General features: G+C 57.9%; 24 protein-coding genes. 14 read left to right on the top strand and 10 right to left on the bottom strand.

The window, feature by feature from the left end:
* Nucleotides 1-40 precede the first annotated feature (40 nt).
* The 7 genes from ACP0GE_RS18430 (at nt 41) to aqpZ (ending at nt 7,599) form a co-directional block, all read left to right on the top strand.
* Nucleotides 41-502, top strand: coding sequence for a peroxiredoxin (locus tag ACP0GE_RS18430; RefSeq protein WP_424833359.1), 462 nt, complete (start codon nt 41-43; stop codon nt 500-502).
* An 88-nt stretch (nt 503-590) separates the two neighbouring features.
* Complete coding sequence (locus tag ACP0GE_RS18425) at nt 591-1,409, top strand: ferritin-like domain-containing protein (protein ID WP_424833870.1); 819 nt, start codon at nt 591-593, stop codon at nt 1,407-1,409.
* Between the two features lie 178 nt (nt 1,410-1,587).
* Nucleotides 1,588-2,913 (top strand): DUF5930 domain-containing protein, encoded by a 1,326-nt coding sequence (locus tag ACP0GE_RS18420; protein ID WP_424833358.1) that lies wholly within the window; start codon nt 1,588-1,590, stop codon nt 2,911-2,913.
* Nucleotides 2,903-3,403 (top strand): bactofilin family protein, encoded by a 501-nt coding sequence (locus ACP0GE_RS18415; protein ID WP_424833357.1) that lies wholly within the window; start codon nt 2,903-2,905, stop codon nt 3,401-3,403. Before ACP0GE_RS18420 ends, ACP0GE_RS18415 begins: the two co-directional genes overlap by 11 nt.
* A 184-nt stretch (nt 3,404-3,587) precedes the next feature.
* Nucleotides 3,588-4,013, top strand: coding sequence for a hypothetical protein (locus tag ACP0GE_RS18410; protein ID WP_424833356.1), 426 nt, complete (start codon nt 3,588-3,590; stop codon nt 4,011-4,013).
* Nucleotides 4,014-4,252: 239 nt separating this feature from the next.
* The gene (locus ACP0GE_RS18405) at nt 4,253-6,085 is read left to right on the top strand and encodes an IS1634 family transposase (RefSeq protein ID WP_424830302.1); all 1,833 of its coding nucleotides are present in this window, start codon (nt 4,253-4,255) and stop codon (nt 6,083-6,085) included.
* An 824-nt stretch (nt 6,086-6,909) separates the two neighbouring features.
* Nucleotides 6,910-7,599: an aquaporin Z gene (gene aqpZ, locus ACP0GE_RS18400; protein ID WP_424833355.1), complete on the top strand. Its 690-nt coding sequence runs from the start codon at nt 6,910-6,912 to the stop codon at nt 7,597-7,599.
* A gap of 45 nt (nt 7,600-7,644) precedes the next feature.
* On the opposite strand, the gene ACP0GE_RS18395 is transcribed toward aqpZ, so the two are convergent.
* Together ACP0GE_RS18395 and ACP0GE_RS18390 are read right to left on the bottom strand one after the other, a co-directional pair.
* The gene (locus tag ACP0GE_RS18395; protein ID WP_424833354.1) at nt 7,645-8,220 is read right to left on the bottom strand and encodes a peptidylprolyl isomerase; all 576 of its coding nucleotides are present in this window, start codon (nt 8,218-8,220) and stop codon (nt 7,645-7,647) included.
* On the bottom strand, nt 8,213-8,719 hold the full coding sequence (locus ACP0GE_RS18390) for a peptidylprolyl isomerase (protein ID WP_424833353.1): 507 nt from the start codon (nt 8,717-8,719) through the stop codon (nt 8,213-8,215). Before ACP0GE_RS18390 ends, ACP0GE_RS18395 begins: the two co-directional genes overlap by 8 nt.
* Nucleotides 8,720-8,852: 133 nt before the next feature.
* Between ACP0GE_RS18390 and ACP0GE_RS18385 the strand changes: the two genes are divergently transcribed.
* Both ACP0GE_RS18385 and ACP0GE_RS18380 read left to right on the top strand, forming a co-directional pair.
* Nucleotides 8,853-10,043 carry a phosphoglycerate kinase gene (locus ACP0GE_RS18385; protein WP_424833352.1) on the top strand — a complete coding sequence of 397 codons (1,191 nt, stop codon included), beginning with the start codon at nt 8,853-8,855 and terminating at the stop codon, nt 10,041-10,043.
* Nucleotides 10,044-10,167: 124 nt separating this feature from the next.
* Complete coding sequence (locus ACP0GE_RS18380) at nt 10,168-10,467, top strand: FtsB family cell division protein (protein WP_424833351.1); 300 nt, start codon at nt 10,168-10,170, stop codon at nt 10,465-10,467.
* On the opposite strand, the gene ACP0GE_RS18375 is transcribed toward ACP0GE_RS18380, so the two are convergent.
* Nucleotides 10,457-11,164 (bottom strand): hypothetical protein, encoded by a 708-nt coding sequence (locus ACP0GE_RS18375; RefSeq protein ID WP_424833350.1) that lies wholly within the window; start codon nt 11,162-11,164, stop codon nt 10,457-10,459. The genes ACP0GE_RS18380 and ACP0GE_RS18375 overlap by 11 nt on opposite strands.
* A gap of 219 nt (nt 11,165-11,383) precedes the next feature.
* On the opposite strand from ACP0GE_RS18375, the gene pdhA reads away from it, so the two are divergent.
* The 4 genes from pdhA to ACP0GE_RS18355 are packed head-to-tail and all read left to right on the top strand — an operon-like array spanning nt 11,384 to nt 16,017.
* Nucleotides 11,384-12,373 carry a pyruvate dehydrogenase (acetyl-transferring) E1 component subunit alpha gene (gene pdhA, locus ACP0GE_RS18370; protein WP_424833349.1) on the top strand — a complete coding sequence of 330 codons (990 nt, stop codon included), beginning with the start codon at nt 11,384-11,386 and terminating at the stop codon, nt 12,371-12,373.
* Nucleotides 12,374-12,387: 14 nt separating this feature from the next.
* Nucleotides 12,388-13,761: a pyruvate dehydrogenase complex E1 component subunit beta gene (locus ACP0GE_RS18365; RefSeq protein WP_424833348.1), complete on the top strand. Its 1,374-nt coding sequence runs from the start codon at nt 12,388-12,390 to the stop codon at nt 13,759-13,761.
* A 14-nt stretch (nt 13,762-13,775) separates the two neighbouring features.
* Nucleotides 13,776-15,101 (top strand): pyruvate dehydrogenase complex dihydrolipoamide acetyltransferase, encoded by a 1,326-nt coding sequence (locus tag ACP0GE_RS18360; RefSeq protein WP_424833347.1) that lies wholly within the window; start codon nt 13,776-13,778, stop codon nt 15,099-15,101.
* Nucleotides 15,102-15,105: 4 nt separating this feature from the next.
* Complete coding sequence (locus ACP0GE_RS18355) at nt 15,106-16,017, top strand: ion channel (RefSeq protein WP_424833346.1); 912 nt, start codon at nt 15,106-15,108, stop codon at nt 16,015-16,017.
* A gap of 65 nt (nt 16,018-16,082) precedes the next feature.
* Here ACP0GE_RS18355 and ACP0GE_RS18350 read toward each other — a convergent pair whose 3' ends face one another.
* Together ACP0GE_RS18350 and cysE are read right to left on the bottom strand one after the other, a co-directional pair.
* Nucleotides 16,083-16,223 carry a hypothetical protein gene (locus ACP0GE_RS18350; protein WP_424833345.1) on the bottom strand — a complete coding sequence of 47 codons (141 nt, stop codon included), beginning with the start codon at nt 16,221-16,223 and terminating at the stop codon, nt 16,083-16,085.
* A gap of 159 nt (nt 16,224-16,382) precedes the next feature.
* Entirely contained in the window at nt 16,383-17,192 is an 810-nt protein-coding gene (gene cysE / locus ACP0GE_RS18345; protein ID WP_424833344.1) for a serine O-acetyltransferase, read from the bottom strand.
* Between the two features lie 86 nt (nt 17,193-17,278).
* Between cysE and ACP0GE_RS18340 the strand changes: the two genes are divergently transcribed.
* Nucleotides 17,279-17,617 (top strand): TraR/DksA family transcriptional regulator, encoded by a 339-nt coding sequence (locus ACP0GE_RS18340; RefSeq protein ID WP_424833343.1) that lies wholly within the window; start codon nt 17,279-17,281, stop codon nt 17,615-17,617.
* Here the strand turns inward: ACP0GE_RS18340 and ACP0GE_RS18335 are convergent.
* Genes ACP0GE_RS18335 through ACP0GE_RS18315 form a run of 5 tightly spaced genes read right to left on the bottom strand, consistent with a single transcriptional unit; the run spans nt 17,598 to nt 23,833 of the window.
* Entirely contained in the window at nt 17,598-17,894 is a 297-nt protein-coding gene (locus ACP0GE_RS18335; protein ID WP_424833342.1) for a hypothetical protein, read from the bottom strand. The two genes, ACP0GE_RS18340 and ACP0GE_RS18335, sit on opposite strands and share 20 nt — an antisense overlap.
* A gap of 8 nt (nt 17,895-17,902) precedes the next feature.
* Nucleotides 17,903-21,871 carry a baseplate multidomain protein megatron gene (locus ACP0GE_RS18330; protein ID WP_424833341.1) on the bottom strand — a complete coding sequence of 1,323 codons (3,969 nt, stop codon included), beginning with the start codon at nt 21,869-21,871 and terminating at the stop codon, nt 17,903-17,905.
* Complete coding sequence (locus tag ACP0GE_RS18325) at nt 21,871-22,317, bottom strand: peptidase (RefSeq protein ID WP_424833340.1); 447 nt, start codon at nt 22,315-22,317, stop codon at nt 21,871-21,873. The genes ACP0GE_RS18330 and ACP0GE_RS18325 overlap by 1 nt, the downstream gene beginning before the upstream one ends.
* Nucleotides 22,314-23,201 carry a DUF2163 domain-containing protein gene (locus tag ACP0GE_RS18320; protein WP_424833339.1) on the bottom strand — a complete coding sequence of 296 codons (888 nt, stop codon included), beginning with the start codon at nt 23,199-23,201 and terminating at the stop codon, nt 22,314-22,316. Before ACP0GE_RS18320 ends, ACP0GE_RS18325 begins: the two co-directional genes overlap by 4 nt.
* Nucleotides 23,201-23,833 (bottom strand): phage distal tail protein, Rcc01695 family, encoded by a 633-nt coding sequence (locus ACP0GE_RS18315; protein ID WP_424833338.1) that lies wholly within the window; start codon nt 23,831-23,833, stop codon nt 23,201-23,203. Before ACP0GE_RS18315 ends, ACP0GE_RS18320 begins: the two co-directional genes overlap by 1 nt.
* Between the last annotated feature and the right edge of the window lie 7 nt (nt 23,834-23,840).

The following is a 23,840-nucleotide window of genomic DNA, read 5'->3' as shown; positions in this document are numbered from 1 at the left end:
GATATTGGGCAACCGTTAATTTTTCAGCCGGAGTTCTCATATGCCCGACGTTTCCGACATCGCACCCGATTTCACTTTGCCGCGTGATGGTGGGGGCCAGGTAACCCTGTCCGAACAGCGCGGCAACGCGGTTGTTCTGTTTTTTTATCCTCGCGATGATACGCCGGGCTGCACCAAGGAATCCATTGGTTTCTCGGAACAACTTCAGACATTTGCCGATGCGGGCGCTCACGTTTTCGGGATTTCCCGCGACAGCGTGGCAAAACACGACAAATTTGTCGCCAAGCACAGCCTCACGACACCGTTACTGTCTGACGAAGGCCAGACCGTATGTGAGGATTACGGCGTGTGGGTCGAAAAGAACATGTATGGTCGCAAATCCATGGGGATCGAACGGTCGACGTTCCTGATTGACGCCGAAGGCCGCATTGCCCGCGTCTGGCGCAAGGTCAAAGTGCCAGGCCACGTGGATGAGGTGCTTGAGGCCGTGCGCGCGCTGTAAGCATCTCTCGACCCTGACAGCCATCCGGTCTATGTCGCGCTGAAATCGGAAATGGCGGAGCACACCCTTGCCCAAAACACTGACCCAGATGGCGACCGAAGTTCTGACAACTGCGGATGGGCGGGCCAAGACCGCCCTTTCGCAGAAATACGCCGCCGAATGGTTCGCCGCGCGCAAGGGCGAGACAGCGGAAATCGCCGTCGGCACTGCAAAGCCTCCACCATCCCCTGCCCGCCCGGACAAGCCCGAACTGCTGTCCCCACGCGACGTGCCAAAGCGGCGACCGGGGACCGAGGCGGGGCGGATCGCCTTGTTGCATGCCGTGGCCCATATCGAACTGAACGCTGTTGATCTGCACTGGGACATCATCGCCCGGTTCGGGCGTGTTCCCATGCCCATCGGGTTCTACGACGATTGGGTCAAATGCGCCGAAGAGGAATCGCGCCATTTTGAAATGGTTTGTGATTGTCTGGAGCAGATGGAAAGCCACTACGGTGCGTTGCCCGCCCATGCCGGGATGTGGCGCGCTGCAGAAGATACTGCCGACGATCTGATGGGCCGTCTTGCGGTTGTGCCAATGGTGCTGGAGGCGCGCGGCCTGGATGTCACGCCGGGCATGATCGACATCTTCCGCAAAGCCAAAGCCGAACAGGCGGTAGCTGCCCTGGAAGTGATCTATGCTGAAGAAGTCGGGCATGTTGCCTATGGCTCTAAATGGTTCCACTTCCTGTGTGGACGCGACAACGCGGACCCCAAGGACGTGTTCCACTCTCTCGTTCGGCGTTATTTCCATGGCGCGCTTAAACCTCCGTTTAACGAGGAAAAACGGGCCAAGGCGGGACTGCCTCCGGATTTCTATTGGCCTCTGACCGAGGATCTGCCTGCCCCCGGTTCGACCATAGATTGACCGGCCCGCTGCCCTTTCGGCGATTTCCCGCCGATTCACGGCGGGAAAACTGTGGTTCTGCGGCCTCACTGGTCAACAAACTTGCCCCATCGGCCTCACCCCTTTATGCAATCGCCTCAAGGAGCGGACACTCACTCACGACCGGCTCCGCGATATGGGGACAATTGAGGTACGGCGCGTGCGAACACGTCTGGCAATCAAACTACACTCACTGCTTGAACGGCATTTTCCTGAGCGCCGGCTTTTTCTGAAATCCGACAATGATACACGGTTCATCCGGCTGAGTTCCGAGACGCAGCTAGCGGCTGCCGCAGGCATTGCGGTCATGGTTGGCTGGACTGCAGTTGCGACTGCGATCCTGCTCATGGACAGCATCGGATCGGGGAATTTCCGGGAACAGGCCAAACGTGATCAGGCCACTTATCAGGAACGCCTGAACATCCTGTCGTCCGAACGGGACGCCCGCGCCGCCGAGGCGCTGGCTGCGCATGACCGCTTCAACGCTGCGTTGGAGCAGGTTTCGGCCATGCAGTCAGAGCTGTTGGAATCCGAAAACCGGCGTCGCGAACTGGAGACCGGTATCGAGGTGATCCAGACCACGCTGCGCGCCACAATGCGGCAACGCGAAGAAGCCCGAAACGAACTGGCTACGCTGAAAATGGCCACTGATGGTGACGCGGCCTATATGGCGGCAGCGGCCAATCCCGAACAAATGGCGTTCATGACTAGTGCGCTGACCCGTACCGCACTTGAACGCGATCAGATCGCGGCCAATGCTCTGGGTGCGCTTGAACAGCGCGATGAGCTGGAGCTTGAAATCCGCCTGATGCAGGAACGAAACGAGGAAATCTTCCGCCAGCTTGAAGAAGCCATGGTCATCTCTGTCGAACCCCTGGACAAGATGTTCCGCAGCGCTGGCATGCCAACGGATCGCATTATCGAAGAAGTCCGGCGCGGATACAGCGGCATGGGCGGTCCGCTGACCCCTTTATCCTTCAGCACGCGCGGTGAGGAACTGACCCCCGACCAGATCCGCGCGAACATCCTGCTGGAACAGATGGACCAGCTGAACCTGTATCGCATCGCTGCCGAAAAGGCCCCCTTCGCCAGCCCTGTGAATGCCGCGGTTCGGTTTACCAGCGGATTCGGAACACGCCGAGACCCCAAGACCGGCGGACGCCGAATGCATAATGGCGCTGATTTCGCTGGTGCGCCTGGCACCGATATCTTTGCAACTGCAGATGGTGTCGTCACTCATGCGGGTTGGCAGTCCGGTTTTGGCCGCTTGGTGAAAATCAAACACGCCTTCGGGATTGAGACACTTTACGCTCATAACACCAAGATCCGCGTCAAGGTTGGCCAAAGGGTCTCGCGCGGGGATCATATTGCTGATATGGGTAGCACCGGACGGTCTACCGGTACGCATCTGCACTATGAAGTGCGTGTGAACGGAAAACCTGTTAACCCAATGACTTACATCAAGGCTGCGAGAAATGTTTTCTAAGAGCAAAATCAACGAACCCGGCCCCAAAGAGACTGAGGCAGCAAAACCCGCCGCGCCAGCGACTCCGGCGACCCCCGCCCCGTCCGAGGCCAAGGCGAGTTCGGCACCAAAAGCGAAACCGCCTGCATCAGTTCTGTCTTCGGACCTGCACATCACCGGCAACCTCAAGACATCGGGTGATATTCAGGTTGAAGGCACGGTTGAGGGCGACATCCGCGCTCATCTGCTGACCATCGGTGAAACCGCGACAATCAAGGGCGAAGTCACTGCTGATGATGTGGTTGTCAACGGACGTATCGTGGGCCGTGTACGCGGCCTGAAGGTCCGTCTGACTTCGACCGCGCGTGTCGAAGGCGACATCATCCACAAGACCATCGCCATCGAAAGCGGTGCCCATTTCGAGGGTTCGGTCCAGCGTCAGGACGACCCGCTGAACCCCGGCCGCGGCGGCAAGGGCAGCGCCAACCCGGCGGCGGAAGTTAAGCAGTAGTACTTGCTGAACGAGTGGTAGAGCTAATTAGCGCCGCGGGACTTCCTGCGGCGTTTTTTTAGTTGGGTGAGCTTGAAAGAGAGTCGAGGGTTACGAAGGTCAGTTGAGCGGACAAAGCGACCTTCATTCCCCTTACTGGATGTTCTATTCATCCAGTGTCGTGTTGATTATTGGATAGCAAAAAATGATCCGTATCTTATCATTGCTTGTTCTCTTGTGCTGTTCGGCTGTGCAAGCTGACACTGGGGACGTGCCGCTGTTGCCGGATGGTACAGTAGACGTTGACGCTGTCATGCGGACATTCAGCGCAGCGAGCCCGGTCACTACAACAGGGACGATGCCTGAGTTTACCGGATCAATTCTTGGTCAAGCTTACAAGGCAATTTATGATGCTGCCGACCTTGTCAAACCATTCGACCTGACGATTAGGTCTAAAGGTCTTTCGGAACATGCCACCTACTTAGTTGCGGTGCTACTCAACGACACAATTTGTGTGGAATCTGACCTGCGAGCTAACGTTCTAATGTGGCGTGAGACCGCTGTTCCATTAAGTGATGGGTGGTCAGTGAAAGAATCGTGTTCGGAACGAACTGAAGACACACTGAATTAAAATGGCGGCTAAGTACTTAGAGCAGCCTTGCGGCGGCGCGGTGCGACCGAATCCAGCATTAAGGTCTGAACCCAAGTTCCGCACTTTTTTGCTGAAATCGGTCGAAATTGCCGCTTTCTGGCCGGTAAAGCGTTGATTTTGTTGAGGTGAGTTTCTGGATTTTCGAAGTGGTGCCATAATGTGCTTCCTGAGGGCTTTTCGGGATTCCCAGTGGGGTGCAGCGGTCCTAATGTAGGAACATGTTTATTCGTGAGACCCTGACCCGCCGCCGCGCTGACAAATGCTACCGATCCGTCCGGTTGGTCGAGAATTTTAGAACGGGCCGCAAGGTGCAACAAAAGACGCTCCTGAACCTCGGAGCAGCCTTTCCGATCCCCAAATCGCAGTGGCCCGAACTGGTCGAACTCGTTCAGGCGGGGATTACGGGAGAAACGCCTCTGTTCGATCCTGAACCGGAATTGGCGACAATGGCGGATACCATTGTGCAGAAGTTGCGCAGCCGCGCGTTGGTCCAGTCGGCGGCCGAGGCCCTGGATGGCGGCACAGCAAATATCCGTCTCGACAGCATACAGATTGAAGACGCGCGGTCTGTGGGCTGTGAGCGACTTGCCCTGGCCGCTCTGGAGGCTCTGGGCTTTCTTGGGGTGCTCAAGAATGTCGGCCTGTCGGATCGAGACGCCCGGATCGCCATGGCGCTGGTGATTGCGCGCATGGTGCATCCCGCCAGCGAACGGGAGACTTTGCGATGGTTGGAGACCAACAGTGCCACGTTTGAACTTCTGCGCCTCAATACCGGGCCGGCGCTCTATCTCGACAAGCTGTATCGTCTCAGTGACGGTCTGGTCAAACACCACGAGGCCATCGAAGACGCGCTGTTTGACCGTCAGCGCACGTTGTTCGGCAGTTCCGGTGCGGTGATCTTCTATGACCTGACCAACACCTACATGACCGGGCGTCCAGCGTCCGATCTGGCCAGGTTCGGACGCTCCAAGCAGAAACGGAACGACTGCCCTCTTGTCACGCTCGCGATGGCCACCGACGAGGGCGGCTTCCCGCGCCGCTCCAGCGTTCTGCCCGGCAATGTCAGCGAACCCGGCACGCTGTTCGAGGCGCTGGACAGCCTTGCCACACCGGAGGACAAGGACAAGCCCACGGTCATCATGGATGCAGGCATCGCTACCGAAAACAACCTCGCCGAACTGCGCAACCGGGGCTATCATTGGATCACGGTCAGGCGGGGTGGGGTCAAGCCGGATCAGGCGGATGCTGCAGGCGCGCGGGATCCTGATGCAACGATCGAGACCAGATCGGGGCATGAGGCGCGGATCTGGAACCTGTCCCACGAGCCTGAGAACGAAGCGCAACTCTGCATCTGGAGCCAGGCGCGACAGGAGCGTGATGAAGCCATTCTGGCCAAGAAGCGGGACGCCTTTGAGGCAGAACTTACCGCCTTGCACGACGGCTTGAGCAAGCCGCGCTCCGTCAAGACATACGACAAGGTTCTGGAGCGGCTCGGGCGTTTGCGGGAACGCTACGCTATGGTCAATCAGCATTATGACATCCGCGTCACAAAGGGTTCGGATGGCAAGGCCAGCGCGGTGACATGGGTACCCAATGCGGCATTCAATACACGCGATGCCCGCGCGGGCCTCTATGTGCTGCGCACCAGCCACACGGAATGGGGCCTTGAGAAGACGGTGCGCACCTACTGGCGTTTGACCGAACTCGAAGCGACGTTTGAGACGCTCAAGTCTGAACTCGGCTTGCGCCCGATCTGGCACCAACTGTCCAGGCGGATCGAGGGCCATCTGTTCATCGCGGTGCTGGCGCTGTACGGCGTCAATGTCATCCGGACCCGTCTCGCTGCGCAGGGGGTCCACGACAGTTGGGCCTCTGTGCGCAACAAGCTCGGTCGCTGGCAGCGGGCCACCACGTCCTTCACCTCCGTCGACGGCGCACGGATCGAGGTCAGAACGGACGCTCGGCCAGACCCGGTGGCGGCAGGGGTTGCGAAGGCGGCGGGCGTACCATACGCGCTTGAAAGGCGTATCCGGAAACTGAAAAACCCGTAACGGTCGAGGCCATTCCAACCGACCTCCTGACGCACAAAATGTAGTGCCATATCGGGCTTTTCCGAAAATAAAATCGTTTTGTATCATGACCTTATGGAGCCGTGTATGTCAAATTTGCTGAACCTGGGTGAAGAGCGGACTTTGCTACCGTTGGAAAGACGGACTTGAAGGTCAGCTTGTGGAACATAGAAGAAAGACATTTGTTATCGTCGGGCGAGCATACATTCGTCTTTGTCAAAGAAGAACAATACGCCCGGTACCTTTGAAAAATTCAAGGGCGGTTCTGTAAACACCCGAACAGCAGTCGACCACTCTTCAGGCGAACCTGTCCTAAATGGAGGTCTGGGATCATCTTCGAATTCCCAACCTCGCGCTTTTGCCTCATCTAGAATAGCTGTTCTGCTAACGCATCCGGATATCGCGGCATCTCTGAAGAACTGACCATAGGCGGCTTGGAAGCCTTGAACGCTTCGAACATCCCATGCAATCAAGGATTGGTAAGCTAGTAGGCAGACTAAAACAAAGATCGCAGCCCAATAGATCAAACTCTTCATTCGGAACGCCTTTATTCTATTCCGTAGCGTCTTTGTCCGACCTTGATTGAGATATCAATCCTCCGCAAGCAGGCATTCAAGTCAACTGCAGCATCAGTCACTCTGGGCTTAGAACGGACATAGCAAATTCTGAGACCATCGGCTCAAACTTACTCTAACCCCTGCTTCCTAATTGACGCACCTGATCGAAAATTTCCCCGTATTACAACAATTTCACAAAATGTACTTTTTGAATTACCCTAAAAACCATTGTTTTTCGGAGGACTTTTCATGTCATCAAAACTCATGGCTGAATTCTTTGGCACCTTCTGGCTGGTGCTGGGCGGCTGCGGTAGTGCGGTTCTGGCTGCTGGCGTGGCTGACGTTGGCATCGGCTGGCTGGGCGTCTCTTTCGCCTTTGGTCTGACCGTTCTGACCATGGCCTACACGGTTGGTCATATTTCGGGCGGCCATTTCAATCCGGCGGTCAGCCTGGGCTTGATGATCGGCGGGCGTTTTCCGGCCAAAGATCTGTTGCCCTACTGGGTCGCTCAGGTGATCGGCGCGATCGCGGCTGCAGTCGTGCTGTACCTGATCGTCAGCGGCGCGCCGGGGTTCGAAGGCGTTGGCGGATTTGCCTCGAACGGATATGGCGAGGCCTCGCCCGAAGGGTATTCGATGATGTCGGCTCTGGTGATTGAAATCGTACTGACAGCGTTTTTCATTCTGATCATTCTGGGCGCTACCTCTGGCGGCGCGCCGGCAGGGTTTGCCCCGATAGCGATCGGGCTGGCCCTGACACTGATCCACCTTATCTCGATCCCGGTGACCAACACATCAGTAAACCCGGCGCGTTCGACTGGCGTAGCGCTGTTTGCCGATGGTCCGGCGCTGGCGCAACTTTGGTTGTTCTGGGTCGCACCACTAATCGGCGCTGCAGTTGGCGCGATCATCTGGAAGGTCATGTCGCCCGACGACTGACCGAGACAATAAAACCCGGCGCCAAAAACAGCGCCGGGATATGGTTTACTCTGTGACGGTGACTTTTTGCATCACGTCCGGCTGGCCGATGACTGCGCCGTTCGGACCGTCGCCGCGCTTGATCGCATCCACGACATCCATGCCATCGGTCACCTGACCAACAACGGTGTACTGGCCGTTCAGGAACGGACCCGGAGCAAACATGATAAAGAACTGCGAATTGGCGCTGTCGGGGTCCTGCGCCCGGGCCATGCCAACGACACCCCGGTCATAGTTGTAATCCGAAAACTCGGCGGGAAGATCAGGGCGGTCAGAGCCGCCGGTTCCTGCCCGGCGCATATCTCCGCCCAGACGGCCATGTTCGACGTCACCGGTTTGCGCCATGAAGCCGTCAATCACGCGGTGAAAGACCACGCCGTCATACTGACCGGCCGCAGCGATCGCGGTGATCTGTTCAACATGTTTGGGGGCGAGATCTTCGAACAGATCGACGGTGACGGTGCCATTGGCCCCTTCCCCTTCGATCTCAATCTGAAGGCCAGTCGCGCCCGCGGGTGCGCCGGTCAAAGCAACCAAAGCCGGGCTGGCCACCAGGGCAAATGCGGCGGCTAACTTATACATCAGCGGCCACCTTGACGCTAACCATACGGTCGGGGCTTGCAGGCGGCTCACCGCGAACGATGGCATCCACATGCTCCATCCCGTCAATGACGCGGCCATAGACGGTGTATTGACCGTTCAGGAAATGGTTGTCCTTGAAGTTGATAAAGAACTGCGAGTTGGCCGAGTCAGGATTGGCCGACCGCGCCGCGCCCAACGTGCCGCGATCATGGGGCAGCTTCGAGAATTCGGCCGGAACGTTCGGCAGCGATGACCCCCCCGTGCCCGCCATACGCAGATTGAACCCGTCTTCCATGTCACCATGCTGCACATCGCCCGTTTGGGCCATGAAGCCGTCGATTACACGGTGGAAAGCCACATTGTCATACTCACCGCTGCGCGCCAGTTCCTTCATCCGTGCGCTGTGCTGCGGGGCCACGTCCGGCAACAGCTCGATGACGACATTGCCGTCTTTCAGCTCGATGATGATGGTGTTCTCGGGATCTTTGATCTCGGCCATGAGGCCCTCCTGTCGTTTGTCTTGCGCAAATACCTATGACGCACAGGTGCGAATGCCAAGTGACGCATTGACCTGAGGGCAAAATGCAGGAAAAGAACCGCCTGAATCGGTTGCTAGGAACGAGGATCGCACAATGAGCTGGAAAACGCTGGACGATATGGACCTGAATGGCAAACGCGTGCTGGTGCGCGTCGATATCAATGTGCCGGTAGTTGATGGGGTTGTGACCGACTCCACACGCATTCAGCGGATCGTTCCAACCGTTCGCGACATTCTGTCCGCAGGCGGCAAACCGATCCTTCTGGCGCACTTCGGACGCCCCGGTGGTGAGCGGCGCGAGAACCTGTCGCTGAAGCAACTGGTGCCCACTCTGGAAAGCGCCTTTGGCGCGCAGGTCCTGTTCGCCGCTGATTGCGTTGGCACCGAGGCCGAATTGGCCGCAGAAAATCTGCAACCCGGGCAGGTTCTGTTGTTGGAGAACACCCGTTTCCACGCCGCCGAGACCAAGAACGATCCCGAACTGGCCGCTGGTATGGCCAAGCTGGGCGAGATCTATTGTAACGACGCGTTCTCGGCCGCGCACCGTGCTCATAGCTCGACCGAGGCCATCGCACGCTTGCTTCCGGCTTGCGCAGGTCGCCTGATGCAAGCCGAACTTGAAGCACTGGAAGGCGCATTGAGTGCCCCGAAACGCCCGGTGACAGCCGTTGTCGGCGGTGCGAAGGTCTCGACCAAGCTGGAATTGCTGGGCAACCTGATCACCAAGGTGGATTATCTTGTAATCGGCGGCGGCATGGCGAACACCTTTCTGGTCGCCAAAGGCCTGAATGTGGGCAAATCGCTGGCTGAACGGGTTATGAAAGGCACCGCAGCCGAAATCCTGGCCAAAGCCGAAATCGCGGGCTGCACCATCGTTCTGCCCACTGACATCGTTGTCGCCGACAAGTTTGAATCCCACGCCCCGCACCAGGTGCTGCCCGCTGACCAATGCACCGATGACGGCATGATCCTGGATGCTGGCCCGGAAAGCGTCGCTGCAATCACTGAGGTTTTCGCCCAAAGCCGAACCCTGATCTGGAACGGTCCGCTGGGCGCGTTTGAAATCGAGCCTTTTGACACCGCCACCAACGCGGCCGCCTTGAAGGCAGCCGCGCTGACACGGTCGGGTCAGTTGATCTCGGTCGCGGGCGGAGGCGACACGGTCGCGGCGCTGAACGCATCGGGCGCAGCCAAGGACTTCTCATATATTTCAACGGCGGGCGGTGCCTTTCTGGAGTGGATGGAAGGCAAAACCCTGCCCGGTGTCGCAGCGCTGGAAGAATAAAACCGCTTGGCCGCATATTTTGTCGAATCAGGGGATTCACAAGGCGAATCACCTGTGACATAGTGCAGGCAGATGCCCGCTAAGGGCACGTTATTGAGGCAGTATTCATACGGCGGTAAACAGAGTGTCCCGTTCCAGTCGGCCCGGTTTGGGCGCAGTTGTTTTCTTTTCGGTGGCTTTCATGCTGGGTGTTTATTTCACCTTTGCCGCCGTTCAGGGCGACTATGGCCTGTTCCGGCGGGTCGAGATTGCGGCGGAACGGGACGCCCTGTCACGCGACCTTGCGGAATTGAAATCTGAAATCGGTGAAATGGAAAACCTGACCCGCCGCCTTTCCGATACCTATCTTGACCTCGACCTCCTGGATCAGCAGGCACGCTCTATTCTTGGCATGATCCGCTCGGATGAGATCGTCATCCGCTGACGACCTCGTTTGATGAGGATGGGATGTCATAGCCAAACGCATCGATCTCATTGGAAAACACATCCGCCACGACCTGAACATTGTCGCCGCGCCAGTTTTCTCCGTAGAACAAATCAAACCGGGAGGATTTCCGGATCCCTGCATTCACGCGCATCTGCCCTAGGGAGGTGTCCTGCAGCCCCCTTTCGGTCATGAGCTGGTCGAACTCCTCGGCAAGGTTTTCGAACCTGAGAACGCGATCGACAACGATCTTTCCGTCTTTGGAATACAGCCCGAAATCCGAGAAATAGTTCAGCCGCGTCTTGCAAAACTGGGAAAACATCGCGTTGGGATCAATAACTTCGATGCGCCGCTGATGCATCCAAAAGTAAAAGGCAGATATCGCCTTGTCCCAAGGATTACGCTCGACACAAAAGCTGAAGCATCCGTCAGCCACGTCGGGCAGATAGGTGTTCACAACCGAAATACCGTTATGCGCTTGTCGGGCCTGAATGGCTCCGTCAGAGCGTTCGCGTAGCAACCGGACAGATTGACGAACGATCCGCCTTTTGCCTTCCCTGTGCGTTTCCTCCTCCGGCGACATAGGTGTGGCGAAATCCCCTGCTTTTAGGTGCCGACCCAGCGCGATCTCAATTGAAGAGCCCGCCGTTTTCTTGGTTTTGATGAACACCAGCTTGGGCTCGCGAAGGATCATCATAACGGCTTCAACTCTCTCTTCCGTGGGGATTATTTGATTCACTTTATTTCGTTTTATCAGGGTGGAGAAGGGCCGGAATAACATCCCGAGCAGATTGACCAACACGTTAATCCGCATGCGATGGACGCTGCGTCACATTTACTCTCGCCAGATGGGAAGAAATACTTTATGAAATAGTTTAACGCTAAACTATCTGTCCGAGAGGGGGAGATCGCCACTATGGCTGCGCGAAAAACCACAAAGAAACCAAATGTTTCTGCGGAAGAACTCAAGACATATTACCGCGAGATGCTGCTGATCCGCCGATTCGAGGAAAAGGCTGGCCAGCTATACGGCATGGGTCTGATCGGCGGGTTCTGCCACCTTTACATCGGCCAGGAAGCGGTTGTGGTCGGCCTTGAGGCTGCTGCTCAGGAAGGCGACAAGCGCATCACCTCGTACCGAGATCACGGCCATATGCTGGCCTGCGGCATGGACCCGGGCGGCGTGATGGCCGAACTGACCGGGCGCATCGGTGGTCTGTCCAAGGGTAAAGGCGGATCGATGCATATGTTCTCGAAGGAAAAGCACTTCTACGGGGGCCACGGCATTGTTGGCGCTCAGGTGCCGCTGGGTGCGGGTCTGGCCTTTGCGGACAAGTACAAGGAAAACGGCGGCGTCACTTTCACCTATTTCGGGGATGGCGCGGCCAACCAGGGTCAGGTCTACGAGACCTTCAATATGGCCGCCCTTTGGGAGCTTCCGGTGGTTTTCGTGATCGAGAACAACCAGTATGCCATGGGTACGGCGCAAGCACGCTCGACCTCCTCCCCTGACATCTACCATCGCGGCCAAGCCTTCGGGATACCGGGTGAAATGGTCAACGGCATGGATGTTCTGGCAGTCAAGGCCGCTGGCGAAAAAGCTGTCGCGCACTGCCGCGCGGGCAAAGGACCTTACATCCTTGAGGTCAAGACCTACCGCTATCGCGGCCACTCGATGTCCGACCCGGCCAAATACCGCACACGGGAAGAGGTTCAGAAGGTTCGCGAGCAAAGCGACCCGATCGAACATGTGCGTGAGCTGCTACTGACCGGCAAACACGCGACCGAGGATGACCTGAAGGCGATCGACAAAGAGATCAAAGAGGTCGTGAACCAGGCCGCCGAATTCTCGAAAGAAAGCCCCGAGCCGTCGCTGGATGAGCTCTGGACCGATATCTACGCCTGAGAGGACGATTAGACATGGCAACCGAAATTCTCATGCCCGCCCTTTCGCCCACGATGGAAGAGGGCACGCTGGCCAAATGGCTGGTCAAGGAAGGCGACACCGTATCGTCCGGCGACATCATGGCCGAGATCGAAACCGACAAGGCCACGATGGAGTTCGAGGCCGTTGACGAAGGCATCGTCGGCAAGATCCTGATCGCCGAAGGCACCGAAGGGGTCAAGGTGAACACCCCCATCGCGGTGCTGGTCGAGGAAGGCGAAGACGCCTCTGCCCTGCCCGCGGCTGCGCCCGCAGCCGCAGCGGTGACCGAGACCGCCCCTGCGGCGGTTGAGGCCCCCGCTCCTGCTGCTACCGCTCCCGCCGCACCCGTTGTGGACCTGTCACCGGACTGGCCCGCCGATGCCGAGATGAAATCCGAAACCGTCCGCGAAGCGCTGCGCGACGCGATGGCCGAAGAAATGCGCGGTGACGAAGACGTCTATCTGATGGGCGAAGAAGTTGCAGAGTATCAGGGCGCGTATAAAATCTCGCAAGGTCTGCTGGACGAGTTTGGCCCCAAACGCGTGATCGACACCCCGATCACGGAGCATGGCTTTACCGGTATCGCAGTGGGTTCGGCCTTTGGTGGCCTGAAACCGATTGTCGAGTTCATGACCTTCAACTTTGCCATGCAGGCGATTGACCAGATCATCAACTCTGCCGCCAAGACGCTCTATATGTCCGGCGGTCAAATGGGCTGTCCCATCGTGTTCCGTGGCCCCAACGGTGCTGCGGCCCGCGTGGCCGCGCAGCACTCTCAGGACTACGCCGCATGGTATATGCAAATCCCCGGCCTGAAAGTCGTGATGCCCTATTCGGCGGCTGACGCTAAGGGCCTGCTGAAATCCGCGATCCGCGACCCCAATCCGGTGATCTTCCTGGAGAACGAAATCCTCTACGGTCGGTCCTTCGACGTGCCGCAGGTGGATGATCTGAGCATCCCGTTGGGCAAAGCCCGCATTTGGCGCGAAGGCTCGGACGTGACCATCGTCAGCTTCGGCATCGGCATGCAATACGCATTGGAAGCCGCCGACAAGCTGGCCGAAGACGGCATCAGCGCCGAGGTCATCGACCTGCGCACCATCCGCCCGATGGACACTGGCGCGATTATCAATTCGGTGATGAAAACCAACCGTCTGGTAACCGTCGAGGAAGGCTGGCCGCAAGGTTCGGTCGGCAGTTACATCAGCTCGGTTGTGATGCAGGAGGCGTTCGATTATCTCGACGCGCCGGTCATCAACCTCACCGGCAAGGATGTTCCGATGCCCTATGCCGCGAACCTCGAAAAGCTGGCTCTGATCACCACCGATGAGGTGATCGCCGCCGTCAAACAAGTGACCTACCGGTAAGGAGCGACAGACAGATGCCCACCGAAATTCTGATGCCCGCCCTGTCCCCAACGATGGAAGAAGGCACGCTTGCCAAATGGCTGGTCAAGGAAGGCGACACCGTTTCCTCTGGCGACCTGCTGGCCGAGATCGAAACCGACAAGGCCACGATGGAGTTCGAGGCCGTCGACGAAGGCACCGTCGGCAAAATCCTGATCCCCGAGGGCACCGAAGGGGTCAAGGTCAACACTGCAATTGCGGTTCTGCTGGAAGATGGCGAAAGCGCTGATGACATCGCGGCGACGCCTGCCGCGGTACCTGCTACTGATACCAGCACACTGGGCGGAAACAGCGGCTCGCCTGTATCAGCTGCCAGCAGCGGTGAAGGTGGTAGTAGCGGAGGCTCCGCAACACCTGCCCCGGCCGCTCCGGTCAAAGCAGATGGCGGACGTATCTTTGCTTCGCCTTTGGCTCGCCGGATCGCGGCGCAGAAGGGCCTGGATCTGGCACAGATTGCCGGTTCTGGCCCGCATGGCCGTGTCGTCAAGGCGGATGTGGAAGGCGCAACCGCAGCGGCTCCGGCTGCTGCCCCAGCGCCTGCCGCTGCAGCAGCGCCCACCGTCCCCGCGGGACCATCAGCAGATGCCGTGGCCCGCATGTACGAAGATCGCGAATACGAAGAAATCAAACTGGACGGCATGCGCAAGACCATCGCCGCGCGCCTGTCCGAGGCCAAGCAGACCATCCCGCATTTCTATCTGCGCCGGGATATCAAACTGGACGCGCTGCTCAAGTTCCGCAGTCAGTTGAACAAGCAACTGGAAAGCCGCGGCGTGAAGCTCAGCGTCAATGACTTCATCATCAAGGCCGTGGCCAATGCGCTGCAACAGGTTCCGGCTTGCAACGCTGTTTGGGCTGGTGATCGGGTTCTGCAATTGAAACCGTCTGACGTGGCCGTGGCGGTCGCCATCGAAGGCGGGCTATTCACCCCGGTTCTGCAGGATGCCGACACCAAGTCGCTGTCCGCCCTGTCGACTGAAATGAAAGACCTTGCCGGACGCGCCCGCGAGCGTAAGCTGGCCCCGCATGAATATCAGGGCGGCACCTTTGCCGTTTCCAACCTCGGCATGTTCGGCATCGACAATTTCGACGCCATCGTGAACCCACCGCATGCGGGCATCCTGGCCGTTGGTTCAGGCGTCAAGAAACCGGTCGTTGGTGATGACGGAGAGCTGGCGGTTGCCACTGTCATGTCGGTCACCATGTCGGTCGATCACCGAGTCATCGACGGCGCGCTTGGGGCAGAGCTGCTAAAGGCGATTGTCGACAACCTGGAAAACCCGATGGTCATGCTGGCCTGACGTAATGGCCGAAGGCAATCGTGCTCAGCAATGGATATGGGGCGTCATCGTGCCCCTTGTTCTACTTGTACTGTTTTTACTGATCTGCATGTGGCGCCCCCGGACGCTGCTTGAGACCAGCTGGCAGTTTGGCGCGCTGAGCGTGCCGCCTTTGCCGATCTTTCTGATTATCGCGACCTCAGCGGGGCTGGCGAGCGTCAGCGCACATTTTTCGCGCCATATTCCCAATTGGGCGGCTTGGTCGGCGATCCTGCTGAGCGCGCTGTTCACGATACTGATCTTTGCGGTACTGAACTCTGTTGCAGGCGTGTTTTGCACGGCAGCGGTTTGCCCAACCGCTACCGCCTACGTATTCCAGGGCGGGCTTCCGGTAATCGCGCCAGAGGGTTATGTCGGCGACACCGTCATGATCGAAAAGAGTTTTCGAACAGCCCTTTATTTCTCTGTCGTTACCTTCACGACACTGGGCTATGGCGATATGCAACCCAGCCCCAGTTTCAGACTATACGCAGGATATCAGGCGGTTCTTGGATATATGTATCTTGGGATGATTGTGGGGGTCGCGATCGATCACGGTGCTAATATTCGTGGGTCAGGCTCGGGCGGCGAACCCGGCGATTCTGCTGGTGATCATCCGGGCAGTAACGGAAACAACAGTGCGCCTGTCCCTCCACAGCCTGAAATCCCAAAGGATACACCTGCGGCAGACCGTTCTGCCCCGGATGCCGCCCATTCTACCGTCGCGAAAAATGCTCCTGATCCGCGTCTGGTGCAAACGATATTTTTGGGGTTGTTTGTCTACTGCGCGGGTTGGATCGCAAGTAGTGCGGCATTCGGCTTGCCCGGATTCTACCTGCCCGCGCTGTTACAGGTGCCTATCATTTTTGGTGGGCTAATTTGGATATCATTCGGCTAAAAAGCCTGCGGCATCATACCACACAGCTTCTTGATACGCGTCTTGTCTCTATCTCGATTGACTACTCAGTCAGTCTGACCAAGCTGAAACAGGGCCACATTTGCCGGACCAGCCTGTGTTTCCGGTTCAGGTGCCCAAAGAGCGAGCGCAGCAGTAGCAACAACGGCAATTGCTGCAATCAGGTTTAAAGATTTTGCCATAGTCATGATGCGCTCCTTTCCCTCAAAATATAGCAATCCACACCCCAAAACTCAAGGTGCATCGTCCGATTGAGCTGCAACGCAGCATAAACAGATTTGGCTGCCGGGCCAACGGTTTCCCCTGATGACAGCCAAATCGCACGATACCTCTGGAACACCCAGCCGTTATTGATCCTTACCCAGCATGTGATCCATTGAAATCGAAGGCTGATCACATCCGGCCTCGCCCACGATCTTGGCCGGAATTCCCGCGACTGTTTTGCATGCAGGCACTTCTTGCAACACCACGGATCCGGCAGCGATGCGGCTGCAATGCCCGACCTCGATATTGCCCAGAACCTTGGCCCCTGCACCAATCAGCACGCCGTTACCGATTTTTGGATGGCGCTGCTCTTCTTCCTTACCGGTACCACCCAAAGTGACCGAATGCAGCATCGAGACGTTGTCGCCTACAATCGCAGTTTCGCCAATCACGATGGAATGCGCGTGGTCAATCATGATACCCTTGCCGATTTTCGCGGCCGGGTGAATGTCGATCCCGAAAATCTCAGAGGACCTCATCTGGAAGAAATAGGCCAGGTCATGACGTCCCTTGGTCCACAGCCAATGCGCAACGCGATAGGCCTGCATCGCCTGATATCCCTTGAAGTACAGAACAGGCTGTAGCAGCCGATGGCAGGCAGGGTCACGCTCATACACGGCCATCAGATCAGCACGCGCGGCCTCAATCAGGCTGGAGTCGTCTGCATAAGCCTCATCCACAATCTCGCGCAGTACCATCATCGACATCTCGTTCGACGACAGCTTAGCCGAAACCCGATAGGACAAGGCGCGTTCAAGACTGCGGTGATGCAGGATACAGGCATGAACCAGCCCACCCATCAGTGGCTCTTGTTCCACCGCCGCCTGAGCTTCGGCGGTGATGCGATCCCAAACCGGGTCAACCGGTGTCACATGGCTGCGCTTTTCGAACATAGCTTTTGATCCTTTTCTGCGCCTAGAATACCCATCTAAGGCGTGAATAACCAAACGCAATTAATTGATGAGGTCTGCAACAAAAAATGAACGAGACCGATTTACAGCACTTTGGACACAAAATTCGTGATCGTCTTGCAGAATTGAAGGCGCAGTCGACCGCTGGTCAACAAGCGCAATCGATTGTCGAACTGGATCAGCAGGCCGTCGGTCGGCTAAGCCGTATGGATGCCTTGCAAAACCAGGCAATGGCCAAGGCGCAGCAAGCTAGGCGTGATCTAGAAGGCCGACGCCTGCAAGCTGCGCTCGACCGTATCGAAGAAGGTGAGTTTGGCTATTGCGAGGATTGCGGTGAACCGATTGCAATAGGTCGATTGGAACTGGACCTGGCAGCATCGAAATGTGTCAGCTGCGCCTCTGCTTAATGTGAAATCGGATCAAATAACGCAGAACCATCTCAAAACACTGGCAATATGTGACATCGTCGAAACTCGGCTCGTCCGCCAGATTACGCCCCATCGCCGCAGCCATCAGCGAGCCGTTTCCATAAACAGGATGCACCTTACCGGTTTCGTCGACGTGGTGGTGCGCAACTTCTGCCTCAGCTATCAGCCGCGCACAAAGCCGATCCCGGTCCACATGCGGCGCGGCCAACAAGGCGCGCGCCGCAACGCTAACGTCTCCATGGAGTATGGGGCGCATGTGTAGCCTCACCCGACACCCAGCCGGGCAAAGGGACCCGGACCGTATGTCGCCGATACCTGGGCCACGACGAACTCATAGCTCTCGCTCAACCCATCCGCCGCTTTCATTGCAGCCGAGTAGTGCCAACTGGCCGAACCAATCACAACCTCGCGCAATACAGACCCGCCAGAGAGTATCCGTACAAGGTAAGACTCGGTTTCCTCGCCCAAGGGAACATCAAGCCCGTCCCAGTCATCTCCATCAATCCGCGTCCGCCGCATCCAAGTGAAATCATCACCGGCGGATGACGAGCTCACCTGCAAATGCACAGGGGTGTAGGGGCGCAAACCGTTCCCATCGAAGGCTTCGACCAGATGAACATAAGACGGGTCGTCATAGCCCCGGTTTGCCGGGCCGATACGATAGTGCTTGGCCACGCCGCGCTCGCTCCGCAACAGACCGGTTTGATAGACGCGCCCATCCAACAATACGAACATCGAACCTTCTGGCCAGACATCCGGCATAATGGCGTCAGTACCCAACTGCCCCCGCAACCGGTTGCCGAGCGCGTAAACTCCCGGCTCGTGCAGAGTTGCGTCACCGAATTGAAAAACCTCCCAGTTTCCCGGCGTGCCATCCCCGATTGCGGCCAGATTGGCGCCGTTCAGCAAGGCCGCGTCAGGTTGCGATTCCAACACGCCATCGATCAGATTCACGCGCAAGGGCGCACCTGTGTCCCACAAGCCAGCACTGGCACGCCGCAAGGGCGTTTCTGTGAACCCGACAACAGCCTGCCCTGCAAAGACATCGCTCAGCGCATAGCCGTCATCCTGGGACGCCGAAAACACAGCAACGCTGCCGGGCCAAGGGTCGGCAGTGACCGCCAAATAGGGTGCATACGGAACCTCAGAGCCGGTCATCAATGGCAGGTCCAGAAATACAGGAAGAACGGGAACAGGCGCTATGTATGGCTTAGATGCCACGGCCTCATCCTTGACCTTTGACGGAGAATAAACCGCCGGCTCCACCCGCACAGCGTCCGCCAATTGCATCTCGGCCTGTTCCAACCGGTCGATACGATAAAGCCCCTGTGCTTCATTCGCTGTACCTGTCAGTCTCACAACATCCCCGGCATCCAAGTGCATTAACGATGGAGGCAAGGCAAACCGCGCCGTCTCGCGCGAAATACGCGCCTCGCTCAGCCATCTTTCAACGGTCTGGCGACCCTCGGCGCGTGTCATGGACAACGGCATTTCGTTGACAGCAACCGCGTGGGTTTTGTCATCAGGCAGAACGGCCTCTTCAGCGACGACTTCATGGTCTGCATCCGATTGAACGAAACGCAAACGGACACGGCCAGTCATCTCAGCCTCAGCCTCGCGCCGGAATTCCACATTGCCTTCGATGTCGTTGCTGACAGCAATCATATCCGGGTCCAGATCGACGGGACCGCGACCATTGCGCATGCGGAACACCAACTGCCCGTCCCGCTCGATCGCGTCGAACCCATAGCGCAACATCAGCGGCTGCAAGGCCTGACGTGCATCCATCACGTCCTGCATCGCATAACCGCGCACAACGCCATGCAAGGCAGAGACATCAATCTCGGTCACCCCCGCACTATAGCAAATCTCTGCCACCACCGAGGCCAATGTCCGCGCGCCGGAACGACCGTTCAGCCAGTGACCACCTGCATAGTTGTCTCCGTCACTCCATTGCGACCGAAGGTTCGGGAAGGTCGGAAACGGGCGCGCATCCCAGGCCCACACAAATGCGTTGGACAGATCGACCATGGGGCCGTCATAAGTTTCCGAGATCGGGTTGTTCTGTGGCTCGCCCCAATATCCCAACAAAGCCTTCAGATATTGCACCTGAATAAAGTCGTCTCGCATCCCGTTGGAATATTTGGGTAAAGCGGATTCCGAAGATTTAGGGTCCAAAAACTTGTTGGGTTGGTTTGTCCCCTTGTCGATGGCCGCACAACCCAATTCCGTGAACCAGATCGGCTTCGATCCAGGAACCCACGCGGTTGGGGTTGCCTGCCGCACGCCGCCGATCCTCTCATGGTGAGCACTAGCCCACCAGTTGCGAATATCCTTGTATCGCCACACCCAAGGCTCGCCATATGCGCCATCCTCTATCGGCGTTCTGATCTGCGCTTCGGCCTCTTCCGGTGAGGCATAGTACCAGTCATATCCCTCACCGCCCTCAATATTACGGCGCAGGTAGTCCAGATCATAGAGAGAGACCTCTCCGCCTTGCGCATCCAGATGGGTGTCCCCATCCCGCCAGTCAGACAGCGGCATGTAGTTGTCGATGCCCACAAAATCGATGTCGTCGTCAGCCCACAGCGGATCAAGATGGAAATACCGATCCCCGCTGCCATCAGAGGGTTGATAGCCGAAATACTCCGTCCAGTCTGCCGCGTAACCGATCTTGGTATTTGCGCCCAGGATTTGCCGGACTTCAGCAGCCAACGCCTTTAGCTGATCAACGGCCGGAAACCCGGCAACCCCGCGGATCTGTGTCAGGCCGCGCATCTCGGACGCGATGCAAAACGAGTCGACCCCGCCAGCCGCCTTACACAACGCGGCATAGTGCAGGATGAACCGCCGCAGCCCCCAGTCTTCCGGGCCGGAATAGTTCACCGAACCATCAGCGACTAAAAAGTCCGACGCCTTTGCATCCCCAAAAAAGGACGCTACCTGAGCCTCAGCCGCCACCGTCTGATCCGGCGACCCTGCACGCCCCGGAGCGATGTCCAGTGTGATCCGCCCCCGCCATGGCAGGTGGGGTTGATCAGCACCGTCCGACCAGGGATCCGGCAAAGCGTTGTCCTGCATCTGACCCATCAGGATAAACGGGTAAAACATCACCCGCTTGCCGTTTTCCTTCAAATGCTGGATTGCCTGAATGACCGAGGCATCAGCGGGCGTTCCCCCGTAAATCGGGCGATCATCCACACGCTCAACGCTCTGCGCTGCCGCTCGGGAAAGCCCCGAGACGGTCCAGGGCATGTTCTTTCCGTCTTCCGTCTTGCGTTCGACCTTGGGCCGTATCTGGCAGTGACCACATCGCAAATCATCGCCAAACCAAGACACAATCAGTGAAGTCGCCTCACACGCCGGTAGTTCCTTAGTCAGCGCCCGTGTCGAGGCCACCAAGTCCGGCAAACCCGAGTGCGAGTGTACATTCGCCGCCCAGCTTTGCCCCTTCCCTTTGGAATAGTTCACCTGAGTGCTTGCCAGTGCATACTCACCCGTACCCGGCATCAACGCGACGCCCTTTACGATACGCGACAAGGCACTGTCGTGCTCGGGCAGACCGCTTTGCTCCTGCCGCACGACCTCAAACGAGAATTGCGGCACGCGATTGCCGTACGAGGCCAGCGCGAGGTCTTCGATCACAACATATGCCGTCCCACGATACGCAGGCACCGTTCCCATACCTTCGATGGCCTCTATCAAAGGGTCCGGCAACTGATCGTCTGTACCACAATACACCCGCATGTTCAGATCAGTGCGTGCAACCTCTTCGCCGTCTGCCCAAATCCGGGACACATCCGCGATCTCACCTGCACCCAGCGCAATAGCCAGTGAGACCGAATAGCTGTAGCTATGCGTGGTTGTTTTAACCTCAGCCGGCTTGGGCGACCCCTTCCCACCCCCCGTGGATTGGCTCGAAGTCGACGTGGTGCGTGTCTCCAGAAAGTCCGAGGCCCAGATCACCTGCCCCCCAACGCGCATACGTCCGAAAATGGTTGCGACCGGTGCGCCTTCGCCGGTCTCGGTTAAGCGAAATCGATCCAGGCGACCGGTTTCAACGACTTCGCTGCCACCACCCATGACTGATTGACTCATTAACCGCTGGTCGATGACACGCCCCAACGTGGCCCCAACGGCACGCCCGATCACCGCCGTGGACAACCCAGCAATGGTTCCGCCAATTGACCCACCCAGGGCAGCGCCCGCAGCAGATAGAAGAATAGTAGCCATCAGAGGTCCTCCAACGGGAATTCGAAACACGAGACGATGCGACGACGCCAGGGGGCACTCAGGGTGTTCTCAACCACACCATGGCCAGAGTATGCGTGAACAAAGCACGGTAACGGGCTGATTTTACTTAAGATACCTAGGTGTTTGGCGACACTGCCATCACGCATTCTGAAAAGAAGGACATCAGCAGGCTGGATGTCCTGCACGGGCTTTTCCCTCAGATGTCGACGAGCTGCAGCCCACATCCTTTCCTCGCCCTGCGGCTCGGACCAGTCCATACTATAGGCTGGCACGGTCTCAGGCTCTTGCCCCATGACGTGCCGCCAAACGCCCCTGAGCAGGCCTAAGCAGTCCGCACCTGCGCCGCGCATGGATGCCTGATGCACATAGGGCGTGCCCAGCCACTTTCGGGCCTCGTCAACAATATCCCGCCTGTCAATGCTCACCGCCTGCTGCCTCCGCTGTTAGGATTGTGTTTTTTGGGCACAGCCATCACCCAATCTTCGCCCGGAAGATCGGGAAACCCCTGAAAGTTAAGAAGATTGTTGAACTTGAAACGGCAAGTGTTCATGCGCTTGTCGCAGCCAGCAGTCAGCCGTACCCGGTCACCCACAGCCAGGCCACCCCCGACCCCGGACCACAGCGTAAGTTCGCGACCACTGTCGGCAACACGGTCCCGCTTGATCATACTCCACAACCCGATGGCAGAACCCGTCAGAACGTCCAGCCGCCCTCCGTCAAACCAACCATCGGCAGGCGTTGCTGCCCCGGACAACGCCAGAGTGCCGGATTCCGAAACAGCGGCAACCTCGCCCTCCGCCCAATACCCCGACGCATCCGTATTGAAACGGCAATTTTTGTCGCCCAACACCGCCGTGCATGGCTTTTGGTAGACACGGCCCAAAGGCCGATTCAACAAATCGGTCAACCCGCGCAGCTCTGCATGAAAGGCTCCACCACCACGGCGCAGTTCGCCGATTGATCCCCGAAACTGCAACAGGCGCTGCTCAGGCTCAGCCCAGTTCACAAGCCAGGCACGCACCTCGGCACCATCAAAACGACCCGCTTCGATGTCACCTTCTGTCACTGCCGCGTCGGACAAGGCCCCCATCGCCTCGGAGTTGTCGATTGACAGCCCCGTCGCCTGTTCGATGGCCGCGGCGGTAAGGCCCGTGCTCGCTTTGAAGCGCATTCCATCAAAGGACAGCTCCATATCGTGGTCCGTAAATCCAAACATCTGCCCGTCCGTGCGCGTGATCGCCCAGCAGCGGCATGTCGTTGTAAGCCCGCTCTGCAAATGGGTCTGCAAGCCCTGTTTATCCCCGCTCATCAGACCCGCACCTCGACCACCGGCACATTTGGCACATCACCGGCTTGAAAACTGGCCACGCTGGTTTGGATCTTGTCGGTGTCAAACCGCACTGGAACATCGAATTCGAACCCGGCGGTAATCTCGACCTGCTCAGCAGGAGGAGTGGCGAAGGTGACAAGGCCAGTGTCCAAATCAACGTCGAAATCCACCCCTTCGCGCATCTCGTCCTGATCCAAGCCCAACTTGACCGTACCCAGCGCCAGCTTGACGATGGGGCGCACATAGCTGAACCCACCCGAGCTATAAGTCTTGATCAACTGAAATTCCGTCTGTGTGCCGTTGCCTTTGGCAATCACCTGATCACCCTTATCCGCATCTGCGGTCGCTGGTCCGGATTTAAAATCCGACCAATCCTTCCAGCGGAACCCAAACATCTGCCCCTGCCGCGCCTCAAAGAACGAGATCAGCGTCTCAACGTCGTCCAGCGACCGCATCCCCAGCCCCGCATCGTAGCGCCTGCGCGAATGCGCCCAGGGGGTGTTGCGTTCCTCGAACCCGTTGGCCAACGTCACAATATCCGTGCGCCGCTCGGGCCCGCCGACCGAACCAAAGCTCAGGCTGGCCGGAAATCTCACCTCGTGGAAATTCATCAGCTGC

Source organism: Ruegeria sp. (genome assembly GCF_965243365.1).
GTDB lineage: Bacteria > Pseudomonadota > Alphaproteobacteria > Rhodobacterales > Rhodobacteraceae > Ruegeria.
Note: the sequence above shows the minus strand (reverse complement) of the source record. Positions and strands in the feature narration are given on the sequence as shown.

Coding starts and splice junctions, on each gene's coding strand:
- ACP0GE_RS18425 (WP_424833870.1), top strand. CDS start 591: ATGGCGACCGAAGTTCTGACAACTGCGGATGGGCGGGCCAAGACCGCC.
- ACP0GE_RS18385 (WP_424833352.1), top strand. CDS start 8,853: ATGAGCTGGAAAACGCTGGACGATATGGACCTGAATGGCAAACGCGTG.
- aqpZ (WP_424833355.1), top strand. CDS start 6,910: ATGTCATCAAAACTCATGGCTGAATTCTTTGGCACCTTCTGGCTGGTG.
- ACP0GE_RS18415 (WP_424833357.1), top strand. CDS start 2,903: ATGTTTTCTAAGAGCAAAATCAACGAACCCGGCCCCAAAGAGACTGAG.
- ACP0GE_RS18405 (WP_424830302.1), top strand. CDS start 4,253: ATGTTTATTCGTGAGACCCTGACCCGCCGCCGCGCTGACAAATGCTAC.
- ACP0GE_RS18390 (WP_424833353.1), bottom strand. CDS start 8,719: ATGGCCGAGATCAAAGATCCCGAGAACACCATCATCATCGAGCTGAAA.
- ACP0GE_RS18340 (WP_424833343.1), top strand. CDS start 17,279: ATGAACGAGACCGATTTACAGCACTTTGGACACAAAATTCGTGATCGT.
- ACP0GE_RS18320 (WP_424833339.1), bottom strand. CDS start 23,201: ATGAGCGGGGATAAACAGGGCTTGCAGACCCATTTGCAGAGCGGGCTT.
- ACP0GE_RS18315 (WP_424833338.1), bottom strand. CDS start 23,833: ATGAATTTCCACGAGGTGAGATTTCCGGCCAGCCTGAGCTTTGGTTCG.
- ACP0GE_RS18430 (WP_424833359.1), top strand. CDS start 41: ATGCCCGACGTTTCCGACATCGCACCCGATTTCACTTTGCCGCGTGAT.
- ACP0GE_RS18360 (WP_424833347.1), top strand. CDS start 13,776: ATGCCCACCGAAATTCTGATGCCCGCCCTGTCCCCAACGATGGAAGAA.
- ACP0GE_RS18375 (WP_424833350.1), bottom strand. CDS start 11,164: ATGATGATCCTTCGCGAGCCCAAGCTGGTGTTCATCAAAACCAAGAAA.
- ACP0GE_RS18355 (WP_424833346.1), top strand. CDS start 15,106: ATGGCCGAAGGCAATCGTGCTCAGCAATGGATATGGGGCGTCATCGTG.
- ACP0GE_RS18335 (WP_424833342.1), bottom strand. CDS start 17,894: ATGCGCCCCATACTCCATGGAGACGTTAGCGTTGCGGCGCGCGCCTTG.
- ACP0GE_RS18350 (WP_424833345.1), bottom strand. CDS start 16,223: ATGACTATGGCAAAATCTTTAAACCTGATTGCAGCAATTGCCGTTGTT.
- cysE (WP_424833344.1), bottom strand. CDS start 17,192: ATGTTCGAAAAGCGCAGCCATGTGACACCGGTTGACCCGGTTTGGGAT.
- ACP0GE_RS18395 (WP_424833354.1), bottom strand. CDS start 8,220: ATGTATAAGTTAGCCGCCGCATTTGCCCTGGTGGCCAGCCCGGCTTTG.
- ACP0GE_RS18410 (WP_424833356.1), top strand. CDS start 3,588: ATGATCCGTATCTTATCATTGCTTGTTCTCTTGTGCTGTTCGGCTGTG.
- ACP0GE_RS18365 (WP_424833348.1), top strand. CDS start 12,388: ATGGCAACCGAAATTCTCATGCCCGCCCTTTCGCCCACGATGGAAGAG.
- ACP0GE_RS18330 (WP_424833341.1), bottom strand. CDS start 21,871: ATGGCTACTATTCTTCTATCTGCTGCGGGCGCTGCCCTGGGTGGGTCA.
- pdhA (WP_424833349.1), top strand. CDS start 11,384: ATGGCTGCGCGAAAAACCACAAAGAAACCAAATGTTTCTGCGGAAGAA.